Raw genomic sequence first — 12827 nt, forward strand, 5'->3', positions numbered from 1 at the left:
CCTTTGCAGCGAGCCTCGTCTGAGGAAAACAAAGTGGCGGACCGGATTGAGCCGAACCGGATTTGATTCGCTTAATCATTCAGACCGGTATAGAGCCGGTTTGGTTTCGTCGCCAAGCGAATTTATCGCAAGCGGTCCAGCGGGCGGTGTGAGCAGATAACGGGGCGGCCGCTGACCAATGGTCACAGTAGTGCCGCGCGGGGGAAAAATCAGGCCCCGAGGGGCCTGATGGGGCAAACAGCTTATTCGTAGCGTTTGGCTTTGTACTGCGGGTGCATCAGGTTCTGGACCGAGAAAATATCATCCAGTTCTTCTTCGGTCAGCAAACCACGTTCCAGTACCACTTCACGCACACTTTTACCGGTCTCTGCACAGATCTTACCGACAATGTCACCTTCATGGTGGCCAATGTACGGGTTCAGATAGGTAACGATACCGATAGAGTTAAACACGTAACCTTCACAGATCTCTTTGTTCACTGTAATGCCGTCAATACATTTATCACGCAGATTCACACAAGCGTTAGACAGCAGTGAAATCGACTCAAACATCGCCTGAGCAATGACAGGTTCCATCACGTTGAGCTGCAGTTGACCGCCTTCTGCTGCGAACGAGACGGTGTTGTCGTTACCCAGTACTTTAAAACAAACCTGGTTAACCACTTCCGGTACCACAGGGTTTACCTTGGCTGGCATGATGGATGAGCCCGCTTGCAGTTCAGGCAGATTAAGTTCGTTCAGGCCGGCGCGCGGGCCTGAAGACAGCAAACGCAGGTCGTTACAGATTTTCGACAGTTTCACCGCCAGACGCTTGAGGGCGCCATGGGTCATTACATAAGCGCCACAGTCTGAGGTTGCTTCAATCAGGTCTTCTGCCGGCACCACTTCCAGGCCAGTCACTTGTGCCAGGTGTTTCACCGCAGCCGCCTGGTAACCCGGTGCGGTATTCAGGCCAGTACCGATGGCTGTCGCACCCAGGTTGACCTCGAGCAGCAGTTTTGAGGTGTATTGCAGGGCACGGATTTCTTCGTTCAGCGTCACCGCCCAGGCATGGAATTCCTGGCCTACAGTCATAGGCACCGCGTCCTGCAACTGGGTACGGCCCATCTTGAGGATGGTTTTGAATTCCTGGCTCTTAAGCTCGAACGCGCCTTTCAGGTATTCAATTGCATCAATTAACTTTAGCACGCTGTTGTAAACCGCGATCCGGAAACCGGTCGGGTAAGCGCAGTTGGTCGACTGGCTCTTGTTGACGTGATCGTTCGGGTTGATGAACTGGTACTGACCTTTCTCTTTACCCATCAGTTCCAGAGCGACGTTAGCGATCACTTCGTTGGTGTTCATGTTGACCGAAGTACCGGCCCCCCCCCTGGAATACATCTGACGGGAACTGGTCCATGCACTTACCGGTCTCAAGAATCAGATCACAAGCCTGGATAATGTAATTGGCAACATCTTTCGGTACGACGCTCAGTTCTTTGTTAGCCAGAGCCGCCGCTTTTTTTGGTCATCACCATGCCACGCACAAACTCAGGCACATCAGAAATCGTGACATTTGAGATGTTAAAGTTTTCGATCGCACGCAGGGTGTGGATGCCGTAATAAGCGTCGGCAGGAACGTGACGCTGGCCGAGTAAATCTTCTTCAATTCGTGTGGCTGGGGAAGGGGAAGATGTCATTTGGGCTGCAGAGGTTTGAGCCATAACAGGATCCTTAAGATAATTATTCTGATTAGATTGCAACTAGTTAGCCACTTCTGCCTTAAGAATCCGTTCATCAGAGTTTTTGGCTGCAAAATCGATCCTGACTTTAGTGGCACATCATACTCAAGTCATAAAGAAAAAACAGGAAGTTGATCACTTTTTGTTGCGTTAAAGATCACGATTGTTGAGGTTCGACCACCGTCAGATTTTCAAAGCCATGCAACGAGACACAGTTTTTGCCTTTGCGCTTGGAGCGGTACATGGCTTTGTCGGCATTGGTTGCGGTCTGAATGGCATCCTTGGTGACTTCCGCCACTCCGACGCTGATGGTGACCTGATATTGCGGCCAGTTGGCGATAGCACTGCACACGCGTTGCATCAGTTTACCGGCCTGATGGATATCGGTGTGCTGGATAATGACCGCGAACTCATCACCGCCGATGCGGGCGATAAAATCAGTATCACGCAGCAGGGCTTGCAACTGCTGGGCGACATGTAAAATAACCACATCGCCGACCGCATGGCCCAGTGTATCATTGATGTCTTTGAACGAGTCGATGTCGATCACGGCCAGGCAGGCTGGCGGCTCGTCCGGATAACGCTGATGCAGGCGGGTGTGGTAGTTGAGCATATTTTCGAACTTTTTCTTGTTCCACAAAGCCGTTGCCGAATCGCGTTCGCTGCGTTCTTTGAGCTCAATGATGGCATTATGATGGTCTGAGATGTCGGTAAATGAATAGACATAATACTGCACTTTTTTCAGCTTGCTGCTCAGGGCACGCACGTCGGTTTTACACACCACTTCATCACCGTGCGGGTTTTGCAGGGTATATTGTCCTTCCCAGTGGCCCTGGTTAATCAGATCAGCGTGCATTTCACGCTGTTTGAGGCGTGAAGGTAAGAAGTTGAGCACACTGCGCCCTTGCAATGCGAACGGCTCCATTCCCACCATGTCACAAAAGCGCTTGCTGACGCGTAAAATGCGGTGCTCACGATTGGTGAACACAATGGCCACGCCGTTTTCAATCACGAACTGGGCATAGGTTTTATCCATTTTAATGCTTTTGTGCGCAATCCAGAACATGGCCAGAATCACCGAAACAATACCAAGCAGCAGCCAGATGACGATGGCATCCTTGAGTATCCCGGCGTTGCGTGGGGCGAACATCGCACTCAACATATCAGGCGTGTAATGAGTGAGCAGCATCAGTCCGCCGACCGAAGAAAATAGCTGATTATCAAAGCGCTGATAGATGAACAGTCCCTCTTTAGTGGTAAGGCTGCCTTTGGTGTTGTTATTGGCTTGCATGGCTTGCCAGACCTCAGGGTGCTCGTTGGGCAGGTTAAGTGATGCGCGGCTTTGGATTAAGTCACCAAACAGCCTGTTTTCATCGCTGCTGACGATGAAGTAACCCTGGCGATCGACAAAGTCGACACTGAGGTTCTGATTGTTGGCCGTGATCTGTTTGATGACCGCCATCACATCGAGGTTGGCGATAAAGTAGCCTAAGCGCCGCTGGTCTGTGTCAAGCGGATACAGGAGACGAAAGCCTGGCTTATAGGGGATGAGGGGCAGGCCGTGCTCATATTCGAGATCAATACCAAAGTAGCCCTGCTCTCCGACGGCCAGCTGGCGGGCGTAAATAAAATAATCGCGATGACCTTTCTCCTGCAGTTGTTCTTGTGGCACCACAAAAGCCTGAGTCATTTGCCGGGTGTAATCGACGCGGATAACTTCTTTACCTGCAAGATCAAGAAAACGCAGCTGATAAAACAGGCCGGAATTAAAGGACGTTAATGACCACTGGCTTTCGAGATAACGGCGCAACCGAGGATCGCGATCACGGGCGTAGTCGGCCAGCAGTGGTGAATGACTGAGTTGATAGAAGCTTTTTTGAATTTGAGAATGAGTGCGGCTGGCCTTCGCATCCACAAACGAAAGAAATTGCAAGCCCTGAGCTTCAAGCTGGTTGAGCAGGAACTGATGAGCCTTATTGGATAAATGGTAATAAAAGCCGAGTGGGAGCAGCGTTAAACCCAGCCACAGAATTACCGTTTTTTTTAGTGTATTGGTAACCCGTTTCATTATGCCACTTGTTGAATTTTATCTGTGTATTCAAGGTAGTCGACTTTCGGATGGGTTTCCAACCACAATTACTTTTATAGCAATAACTTACGCCTATCTAGTTGAATTGTTTACAATAGATTTTTTCCTCTTGGGCAATAATTTTTTATATTATGGCTGTGAGCTGATTGCTTGAACAAGATTGCCCTTAACGCTAATGTGAAGCCAACAAAGGAGGGACAGTGTTTCCGATATTATTGATGATGTTTATTGCGGTGCCGGTGATCGAAATCGGCCTGTTTATTCAGGTGGGCGGTATGCTGGGCTTATGGCCGACGTTGGCTCTGGTGTTGATCACTGCATTTGTTGGTGCTTCACTGGTACGCAGCCAGGGGCTGTCGACTCTGCTGACGGTGCAGCAGCGTATGCAGCGTGGTGAAATACCGGCTCAGCAGATCGTTGAGGGGGTCATGCTGGCGGTGGCTGGCGTGCTGTTGCTGACGCCTGGTTTTATGACCGATACCATGGGGATGCTGATACTGCTGCCACGCCCGCGGGCGATGCTGGCTAAGTATTTGATGACCAAAGTGGTTGTGACCAATATGTCGGCCGGGGGATTTCAGTCCGGCCCGTATGAGCGAGGCCCGGATCAACACGGTCAGGGTGGCCAGACCTTTGATGGCGAGTATGAGCGTAAAGACGACTCAGATCACGACAAGCTGGATCGTCATTAGGGCATTTGGCCAGCCATAACCCCAAAGCTAAAAAAGCTCTCGCTTGCGGGAGCTTTTGCTTTATTCAGCCCGGTGTTTCTCCAAGGGATCCCCGGGTTTTGTCTGGTTAAGACGGGAAGCCGGGGGCTCAAATCGCGCCGGCAAAGTCCATCTGACGCCAGGCTTCGAATGCGATGATAGCCACGGCATTGGATAGATTGAGGCTGCGTGCTTCTGGCATCATAGGAATGCGGATCCGCTGCTCAGGAGGTAGAGCCGCAATCAGATCGGCCGGTAGTCCGCGAGTTTCCGGTCCGAACAGCAGCACATCACCGTCCTGGTAGCGGGCATCGACATGATGACCGGTCGTTTTAGTGGTGCAGGCAAAAATGCGATATTCACCACGCTCAGCCAGGTAATCGAGAAAGGCCTGATAATCTTTGTGGCGGGTGACCCGTGCCAAATCATGGTAATCCAGTCCGGCCCGGCGAACCTTCTTCTCCTCCAGATCGAAGCCCAGCGGTTCAATCAGATGCAGGTTGGCACCGCAGTTGGCACACAGTCGAATAATGTTACCCGTGTTGGGCGCAATTTCAGGTTCATACAGGGCGATGTCTAACATGGCTTTTGCGTTCCTTAGTGATTGAACGCCGCAGTATATACCCAGAGAAGTGGATATACCCAGAGAAGTGGTCGATTCGGATAAGGAAAAACGGCAGCAGCTGGGGAGGGGCTGCCACCGGTCGGATTATCAGGCGGCCAGAGCTCTGGCAACGGCGTAGTTTTCTGCGACGGCCTGCCAGTTCACTACATTCCACCAGGCGGTGATGTAGTCAGGTCGACGGTTCTGATAGCTGATGTAGTAAGCATGTTCCCATACATCCAGAGCCAGAATCGGTTCTCCGCGCACATTGGCAATGTCCATCAGCGGGTTGTCCTGATTGCTGGTTGAGCTGATCACCAGCTCACCATCACGCACCACCAGCCAGACAAAACCTGAGCCGAAGGTGTTGACGGCTGCGTCGGAAAACTGTTGCTGGAATTGGCTGAAACTGCCGAACGTGCGTTCGATGGCATCGGCCAGTTCGCCTTCAGGCTGACCGCCGCCTTGTGGCGTCATGCAGTTCCAGTACAGGATGTGATTGTAATAGCCACCGCCGTTGTTACGAATCGCTGCAGGCAGGGTCGAAATACGTGCAAACAACTCATCGAGCGGGGTTTGCTCATACTCAGTACCTTTAATCGCGGTCATAAACTTATCGTAGTAAGTGCGGTGGTGCTTGCTGTAGTGCACTTGCATGGTTTGCGCATCGATGTAGGGTTCCAGGGCATCGTAGGCGTATGGCAGTTCAGGGAATGTATGCGACATAGTTGATCCTCCGTTCAATCAATACAGATAATATTGATAACCATTCTCATTATCAACTACGTCTTTTGTGTGGTTTTTGTGCAGCCGGAAGCGCGGGCGCTCTCCCGGCTCGGTCAGTCCTGCAGCGGCAGGGTAAAGGTGACTTTCAAACCGCCCAGCTCGCTGCGGCTGGCGGCAATCTTACCACTGTGCTGGCGAATGGCGCTTTCGGTGATGGCCAGGCCCAGCCCGGTTCCCCCACTGTGGCGATCGCGCGCGGTCGAGACACGGTAAAACGGACGGAAGATCTCTTCCAGTTCACTGTCCGGCACGCCTTCACCGTTATCTTCCACGCTGACCGTCACCTGCTGCGCTGAAACCGAGAAGTGGACAGCTATTTTGTCGTGGCCGTAGTGAATCGCATTGCGTACTATGTTCTCCAGCGCGCTCATCAGCAGCGGCGGATTGCCGGAGATATGGCGGTTCGGGATCTCTTCCATGGTCAGAGTTTTGTTCATCTGCTCGGCCTCAAACTGGGCATCGCTGAGCAGTTCTTCCCACAGGCTGCTCAGTGGCTGCACTTCGCGGCTCATCTGGCTGTTGGTCTGCATACGTGATAATTCCAGCAGTTCACTAATCATCTGCTCCAGACGCTGGGCTTCGGTATCGATACGCTCCAGTTCCGGGCTGGACCCCTGTTTACGGGTTGCCAGTGCATTCGCCATTCTCAGTCTGGTGAGCGGAGAACGCAGCTCGTGCGAGATGTCGGACAGCAAACGCTGCTGACCGGAAATCATCTGATTGACCGCTTCCACCATCTGGTTGAAGCTGCGTCCGGCCTGGCGAAACTCAGTGGTGCCTTTTTCCAGGCTGGCATCCACTTCAAATTCACCACGCGCGACACGTTGTGCGGCCTGAGCGAGGCGCTGTGCCGGCTGGCTCAGTGCCCAGGCCAGCCACAGCAGCAGCGGTGTGCTGACCAGCATCACGGCCAGTAACAGCTGCAGCGGGCGATCGAACAGGCGCAGCAGAAATGGTGGCGGCTGATCCCAGCGCAGGCCGATATACAGCAGTAAATTCTGTCCTGCCAGGCTGATCGGTGCCGGTCCGGCAACCATGTAGCGGCCATACAAACGCTGTTGTGGTTTATCCACGGATTCGATACTGGTAGTAAAGTTACGTAGTGCTTTCAGTTTGAAATCCGGATGTTTACGCGTGGTGAGGATATTGCCTTCCTGATCGGTAATAAAAAAGCGCGGTCCTTTCTCATGCGGTTCGTCGGCGCGGTTCTCCAGTACCTTGATGATGCGGGCCAGGTTTTTATCGCCGCTAAAGCGCGCTTCGATCACCTCTTTTTGTTCCAGCATGCGTTGGTAAGCATCGGCCGGCATATCGCGTGATTTGCGCGGATCAAGATGGGGCAGCGACAACACAGCAATCACCACCAACATCATGGTAAACCAGAAGATGGCAAAAATACGGCCGTACAGGTTGTTGAACTTGGGCAAGCGCATCAATCCTCCAGCACCATCAGATAGCCGCGTCCGCGCAGAGTTTTAATCCGCGGTTTGCCATCGCAGCGCTCGGGCAGTTTTTTGCGCAGGTTCGAGACATGCATGTCGATGGCACGGTCAAACGCGGCCAGATGTTTGCCGAGCACATCCAGGCTGAGCGACTCTTTAGTCAGAGTTTCGCCCGGATTCTGAACAAAATGGGTCAGCAGGGCAAATTCGGTGCTGGTCAGATCGAGCAGCTCACCCTGGCAATAAGCTTCCTGTTTGCCGGGGTAGAGTTGCAGATCCTGACACTCAATCACATCGGAGGTTTTGGCCGGCTGATGCGGATTGGTACGGCGCAAAATAGCGCGGATGCGAGCCAGCAGCTCCCGGTCACTGAATGGTTTGGGCAGGTAGTCGTCTGCGCCGAGCTCAAGGCCAATTACCCGATCAATTTCTTCACCCTTGGCGGTCAGCATCAGTACTGGCGTTTGCCAGTTTTCACGCAGCTTTTTCAGGGTTTCCATTCCGTTCATTTTCGGCATCATGACATCAAGCAGGACCAGATCGGTCTGCTCACTCACCGCCTGTAATCCCGCTTCGCCATCGTTGGCCTCGGATACCTCAAACCCTTCATAGCTCAGGACCTCTTTTAACAGGCTGGTGAGCTCGGTGTCGTCATCAATAAGAAGAATGTGCGCCATAACTGCCTCGTAAAACCGCGTTGATGAATGTAGTTTACTGCGAAATAGTGCGCTGAATCAGCGCCGATTGCACTCTTTACGTAGATTTACGCACTCTAAACGTCACTTTACCTGGCAGTTTGTATTCTAACCTCAAGCGTTGCGAAAGCAGCCTGTAAGCAAATGTCAAACCTGAGAGGATACGAGGATGAAAAACGTAAAAAAATGGATGCTTGCCGCATTGATTTTACCAGCCACACTAGGCGCCACCAGCGTATTGGCTGCGGGTGGAGATAAAGCACCGCATCAGCGTGACTGTGGCCCCGGCGCTGAACGGGCTCTGTTTAAGCAACTGAACCTGAGCGATGCGCAACAAGAGCAACTGCGCAGTCTGCGCGAGCAAGGCCGTGCTGAGATGAAAAAGCAGCCGCGTTCAGGCATGAAAGAAGAGATGCAGGCGCTGCATCAGCAAGAGCGCGCATTAATGCTGGCGCCAAATTTTGATAAAGCTGCGGCGACTGCACTGGCCAAACAGATGGCGGAAAAACAAGTCGAGCACCGGGTGCGTATGATGGAGAAGCGTCATCAGATGCTTAATGTCCTGACTGCGGAACAGAAAAGCCAGTTTGAGTCACTGCAACAAGAGCGCATGACGCAGTGCTGGAAAGAGGGGCCGCGTGGTGGACATCCAGGCGCGAAAGGTGAGCATGGTTATCGAGGTGACAAAGGCCAGCAAGGTAAACAGCCAGCCTCAGAAGCGGCGCAATAATCACACTGAAAGAAACCACAGGCAGCTTCGGCTGCCTGTTTTCGTTGTGGCTTACAGCCCATTCCTGCGGCCAGAGGGTGATGATCTTTTACTCACATTCAAGCACGATGTGGGTATAATTAAGCCATTGTTTTGATTTGGTAACCTAATATGAAACAGGAATACGCCCGACTTGTCACCACCGCGGCGTGGACGGCCACTGCGGTCGCGACACTGCTGCTTATTTGTAAAATTGCCGCCTGGTGGGTGACCGGTTCGGTCAGCCTGCTGGCTTCTCTGATTGATTCGCTGCTCGACATCGCGGCGTCAGTGGTCAACCTGGTGGTGGTGCGCTATTCGTTGCAGCCCGCTGACCGGGAGCACACCTTCGGGCACGGGAAAGCTGAATCACTGGCCGCCCTGGCTCAGGCAATGTTTATTTCCGGTTCAGCCTGTTTTCTGATTCTGAACGGGATCGACCGCTTTTTCCGCCCGCATGAACTGCAGTCTCCGGAATACGGTATTTATGTCAGTGCGTTTGCCATGCTTGTCACGGCCGCCCTGGTGATGTTTCAGCGGGCGGTGGTGGCCAAAACCGGCAGCCAGGCGATTGCGGCTGATTCACTGCATTACCAGTCCGATTTACTGATGAATGCGGCGATCATGGTTGCGCTGGGGCTGAGCTGGTTTGGGATCAAGCAGGCCGATGCGCTATTTGCAGTCGGCATCGGCATCTACATTTTATACAGCGCTTACCGGATGGCTTACCACGCGGTACATACTCTGCTTGATCATAAACTCCCGGATGAAGAACTGGTTCAGATCCGCACTATTTCATTATCGGTGGAAGGGGTGATGGGGGTGCATCAGCTGCGTACCCGCATGTCCGGACCTGTAAGATTTATCCAGTTGCATCTGGAACTCGATGACAATATTCCTCTGATTGAAGCGCACCGTATTTCCGATATTGTCGAAGCGAAGCTGCGTAAGGCATTTCCGGGCGCCGATGTGCTGATTCACCAGGACCCTTACTCCGTGGTATTCGGAGTGGAAAGGAAGCAAAAATTTCAGGGCTGGTAAGGCAAATACCAGCGATCTTGACTATCTTTTCTCAGTTCATGAAAGAAACCGGATCCTGATGTGAATCAACAACCGGAATGGCTAAAACTGTAATACTCTTACATAAGTAAAAAAGTTACAGAAAATCGTGCAATAACTGTAGTATTCCTATTTAGGAAATGTAACATAACGCACAGATAACAATGCTTTTGCCGCCTGAATGTCGTTAGCGGGCGGTATAGAAAAATTATATTAAGTTCCCAAAAATCGAGGGTGAGCATGATTAAGAAGATCGGTATTTTGACAAGTGGCGGCGACGCCCCGGGCATGAATGCTGCAATTCGCGGCGTGGTTCGTACTGCCTTGGGCGCAGGCCTGGAAGTGTATGGTATCTACGACGGCTATCAGGGCCTGTACGAAGATCGCATCAAGCAGCTGGATCGCTCCAGCGTATCTGATGTCATCAACCGCGGTGGTACCTTCCTGGGCTCGGCACGTTTTCCACAGTTTCGTGAAGTCGAAGTGCGTGAAAAAGCGATCGAAAACCTGAAAAAACACGGCATTGATGCACTGGTTGTGATCGGTGGTGACGGTTCGTACATGGGTGCGAAGAAACTGACTGAAATGGGTTACCCATGTATCGGTCTGCCAGGCACTATCGATAATGATATCGCAGGCACGGATTACACCATTGGTTACCTGACTGCACTCAACACAGTGATCGATTCGATTGACCGTTTGCGTGACACTTCATCGTCACACCAGCGGATCTCTATCGTGGAGATCATGGGTCGTCATTGTGGTGACCTGACCCTGATGTCAGCAGTGGCGGGTGGTTGTGAGTACATCATTACACCGGAAACCGGCCTGGACATGGAGCAGTTGATCTCTAACATCCAGGATGGCATCAAGAAAGGCAAGAAACACGCGATTATCGCGCTGACTGAGCTGATGATGGACGCCAACCAACTGGCGCAAGAGATTGAGAAAGCGACTGGCCGCGAAACCCGCGCTACGATTCTTGGTCACATTCAGCGCGGCGGTAAACCAACAGCATTTGACCGTGTACTGGCATCGCGCATGGGTAACTACGCGGTGCACCTGCTGATGGAAGGCTACGGCGGCCGCTGTGTCGGTATCCAGAAAGAGCAGCTGGTTCACCACGACATCATCGACGCGATTGAAAACATGAAGCGTCCGGTGCGTACCGACCTGTACAAAGTCGCTGAAGAGCTGTTCTAAGTCGGCTGCTGAGTGTCACAACTGAAAAAGACCGCTGCGGCGGTCTTTTTGTTATGGCCGCTATCCTTATCAGCGATAGCGGCCATTCCACTGCGCGCTTACAGAATCGCTTCACGCACTTCCGGATCTTTACGCTCCAGATAGTGGATCGACTTGATGCGGCGAATGGTACGACAGCGGCCACGAATAAGCAGAGTCTCGGTGGTGGCAATATTACCCTGGCGGGTAATGCCTTCCAGCAGATCACCTTTAGTAATACCGGTGGCGGAGAAAATCACATTGTCACTGCGCGCCATATCTTCCAGCTTGAGGATCACTTCAGCCTCAACGCCCATTTCCCGGCAACGCTCCAGCTCTTTAGCGCCCCAGATACGGTTGTCGTCACTGTCGCCTTTGACTTTATGGCGTGGCAGCAGACGGCCTTGCATATCACCGTCCAGCGCGCGGATAACCGCAGCCGACACCACACCTTCCGGCGCGCCGCCGATGCAATACATCACGTCCACTTCGCTGTCAGGCATACAGGTCAGAATGGAGGCCGCCACATCGCCATCCGGCACCGCAAAAACGCGTACGCCGAGGTTTTGCATCTCAGCGATAATGTTATCGTGACGTGGTTTGGCCAGGGTGATGACCGTCAGGTTGCTGAGCGGTTTATGCAGCGCCGCGGCGATATTCTCCAGGTTTTCCTGCAATGGTTTGTCGAGGTCAATACAGCCTTTCGCGCCCGGACCCACCACCAGTTTCTCCATGTACATATCCGGCGCCTTGAGGAAGCTGCCACGTTCACCGGCAGCCAGCACTGCCAGCGCATTGGACTGGCCCATTGCCGTCATACGGGTGCCTTCAATCGGGTCGACGGCGATATCGACTTCATCGCCGCCCAAACCGACGTGTTCACCAATGTACAGCATCGGCGCTTCATCGATTTCGCCTTCACCGATGACGATTTCACCACGGATGTCGGTTTTATTTAATAAGGTCCGCATCACTTCTACTGCGGCACCGTCAGCGGCGTTTTTATTGCCACGGCCGAGCCATTTGTAGCCTGCCAGGGCTGCGCCTTCCGTCACCCGTGAAAAAGCCATTGCTAAATCGCGTTTCATGCTCACTCCAAACCTGAAAAATCGTTATCCTCTCGCGTCCTGCGCTGCCATCATGCAGTGTTGACCGCATGTGAGCGTGCCGTATGCGGCGGCATGTCAGCCAGAGGGGGAAAGTTGCGCGAAGTTTAGCATATTCGGCGTGCAAGGTTCGGTTTTTGATTTGTGCACGGTTTAGCCTGGATCAAAATCGGCGTCAATAAGACGATTTCTGCGGCTGGATGTTTGTTAACCGCTGGTAAAGTTAACGCCAGGTCAATTTACGCTGTTTTTTTAAGCGAATGGCGCAAAATATCGAATATAGTGAGTGTTTCTCTGCGCTTGGCTGAGTAGAATGGAAAGATAACTGAAGTGACTGTCACCTCGACCGAATCAAGAAAAAGGTAAGTACCATGTCTTTTGAAGTGCTAGAACAATTAGAAGCGAAAATTCAAACTGCGGTTGATACAATCGCCCTGCTGCAAATGGAAGTTGAAGAACTGAAAGAAGAAAAACAGAAGCTGAGCACTGAAGCTTCTGAGCTGAAAGCCGAGCGTGAAGCGCTGGAGCAGCGTGCGCAGCAAGTTCAACAGGAACACGCAGCATGGCAAGAGCGTATCCGCAGTCTGCTGGGTAAAATGGACGACGTTGAATAACGACGACCTGAAGAATCAAAAAAACGCCGACCA

At 52.4% G+C, this 12827-nt stretch carries 11 protein-coding genes and 1 pseudogene; 5 read left to right on the plus strand and 7 right to left on the minus strand.

Going from position 1 to position 12827, the window contains the following annotated elements:
• Positions 1-242: 242 nt before the first annotated feature.
• Positions 243-1702, minus strand: a pseudogene (gene aspA / locus KNV97_RS19840) (aspartate ammonia-lyase).
• Between the two features lie 175 nt (positions 1703-1877).
• Complete coding sequence (locus KNV97_RS19845) at positions 1878-3788, minus strand: sensor domain-containing diguanylate cyclase (RefSeq protein ID WP_218562630.1); 1911 nt, start codon at positions 3786-3788, stop codon at positions 1878-1880.
• 221 nt (positions 3789-4009) lie between these two features.
• Between KNV97_RS19845 and KNV97_RS19850 the strand changes: the two genes are divergently transcribed.
• Entirely contained in the window at positions 4010-4501 is a 492-nt protein-coding gene (locus KNV97_RS19850; RefSeq protein ID WP_136485385.1) for an FxsA family protein, read from the plus strand.
• A gap of 127 nt (positions 4502-4628) precedes the next feature.
• Here the strand turns inward: KNV97_RS19850 and trmL are convergent, their stop codons facing one another.
• The 4 genes from trmL to KNV97_RS19870 all read right to left on the minus strand — a co-directional run bounded on the left by trmL (position 4629) and on the right by KNV97_RS19870 (position 8028).
• A complete protein-coding gene (gene trmL, locus KNV97_RS19855) occupies positions 4629-5102 on the minus strand; it encodes a tRNA (uridine(34)/cytosine(34)/5-carboxymethylaminomethyluridine(34)-2'-O)-methyltransferase TrmL (RefSeq protein ID WP_136485383.1) in 474 nt (157 codons plus the stop codon).
• Between the two features lie 129 nt (positions 5103-5231).
• Complete coding sequence (locus KNV97_RS19860; protein ID WP_136485381.1) at positions 5232-5849, minus strand: superoxide dismutase; 618 nt, start codon at positions 5847-5849, stop codon at positions 5232-5234.
• Between the two features lie 113 nt (positions 5850-5962).
• The gene (gene cpxA, locus KNV97_RS19865; protein WP_218562631.1) at positions 5963-7342 is read right to left on the minus strand and encodes an envelope stress sensor histidine kinase CpxA; all 1380 of its coding nucleotides are present in this window, start codon (positions 7340-7342) and stop codon (positions 5963-5965) included.
• Positions 7342-8028: a response regulator gene (locus KNV97_RS19870; protein ID WP_136485377.1), complete on the minus strand. Its 687-nt coding sequence runs from the start codon at positions 8026-8028 to the stop codon at positions 7342-7344. Before KNV97_RS19870 ends, cpxA begins: the two co-directional genes overlap by 1 nt.
• A gap of 187 nt (positions 8029-8215) precedes the next feature.
• Between KNV97_RS19870 and KNV97_RS19875 the strand changes: the two genes are divergently transcribed.
• From KNV97_RS19875 to pfkA, 3 genes are all read left to right on the plus strand, one after another.
• Complete coding sequence (locus KNV97_RS19875) at positions 8216-8776, plus strand: CpxP family protein (protein WP_136485375.1); 561 nt, start codon at positions 8216-8218, stop codon at positions 8774-8776.
• Positions 8777-8926: 150 nt separating this feature from the next.
• Positions 8927-9835, plus strand: a complete 909-nt coding sequence (fieF, locus tag KNV97_RS19880; protein WP_136485373.1) for a CDF family cation-efflux transporter FieF — start codon at positions 8927-8929, stop codon at positions 9833-9835.
• A 258-nt stretch (positions 9836-10093) separates the two neighbouring features.
• Positions 10094-11056, plus strand: coding sequence for a 6-phosphofructokinase (gene pfkA, locus KNV97_RS19885; RefSeq protein WP_136485370.1), 963 nt, complete (start codon positions 10094-10096; stop codon positions 11054-11056).
• Between the two features lie 98 nt (positions 11057-11154).
• Here pfkA and glpX read toward each other — a convergent pair whose 3' ends face one another.
• Positions 11155-12162: a class II fructose-bisphosphatase gene (glpX, locus tag KNV97_RS19890; protein ID WP_136485368.1), complete on the minus strand. Its 1008-nt coding sequence runs from the start codon at positions 12160-12162 to the stop codon at positions 11155-11157.
• A gap of 389 nt (positions 12163-12551) precedes the next feature.
• On the opposite strand from glpX, the gene zapB reads away from it, so the two are divergent.
• Positions 12552-12794 (plus strand): cell division protein ZapB, encoded by a 243-nt coding sequence (zapB, locus tag KNV97_RS19895; RefSeq protein ID WP_136485366.1) that lies wholly within the window; start codon positions 12552-12554, stop codon positions 12792-12794.
• The last annotated feature ends 33 nt before the right edge of the window (positions 12795-12827 follow it).

This window comes from Vibrio ostreae, from assembly GCF_019226825.1.
Classification (GTDB): Bacteria; Pseudomonadota; Gammaproteobacteria; order Enterobacterales; family Vibrionaceae; genus Vibrio; species Vibrio ostreae.

Coding starts and splice junctions, on each gene's coding strand:
- KNV97_RS19845 (WP_218562630.1), bottom strand. CDS start 3,788: ATGAAACGGGTTACCAATACACTAAAAAAAACGGTAATTCTGTGGCTG.
- trmL (WP_136485383.1), bottom strand. CDS start 5,102: ATGTTAGACATCGCCCTGTATGAACCTGAAATTGCGCCCAACACGGGT.
- KNV97_RS19860 (WP_136485381.1), bottom strand. CDS start 5,849: ATGTCGCATACATTCCCTGAACTGCCATACGCCTACGATGCCCTGGAA.
- cpxA (WP_218562631.1), bottom strand. CDS start 7,342: ATGCGCTTGCCCAAGTTCAACAACCTGTACGGCCGTATTTTTGCCATC.
- KNV97_RS19870 (WP_136485377.1), bottom strand. CDS start 8,028: ATGGCGCACATTCTTCTTATTGATGACGACACCGAGCTCACCAGCCTG.
- KNV97_RS19875 (WP_136485375.1), top strand. CDS start 8,216: ATGAAAAACGTAAAAAAATGGATGCTTGCCGCATTGATTTTACCAGCC.
- fieF (WP_136485373.1), top strand. CDS start 8,927: ATGAAACAGGAATACGCCCGACTTGTCACCACCGCGGCGTGGACGGCC.
- pfkA (WP_136485370.1), top strand. CDS start 10,094: ATGATTAAGAAGATCGGTATTTTGACAAGTGGCGGCGACGCCCCGGGC.
- glpX (WP_136485368.1), bottom strand. CDS start 12,162: ATGAAACGCGATTTAGCAATGGCTTTTTCACGGGTGACGGAAGGCGCA.
- zapB (WP_136485366.1), top strand. CDS start 12,552: ATGTCTTTTGAAGTGCTAGAACAATTAGAAGCGAAAATTCAAACTGCG.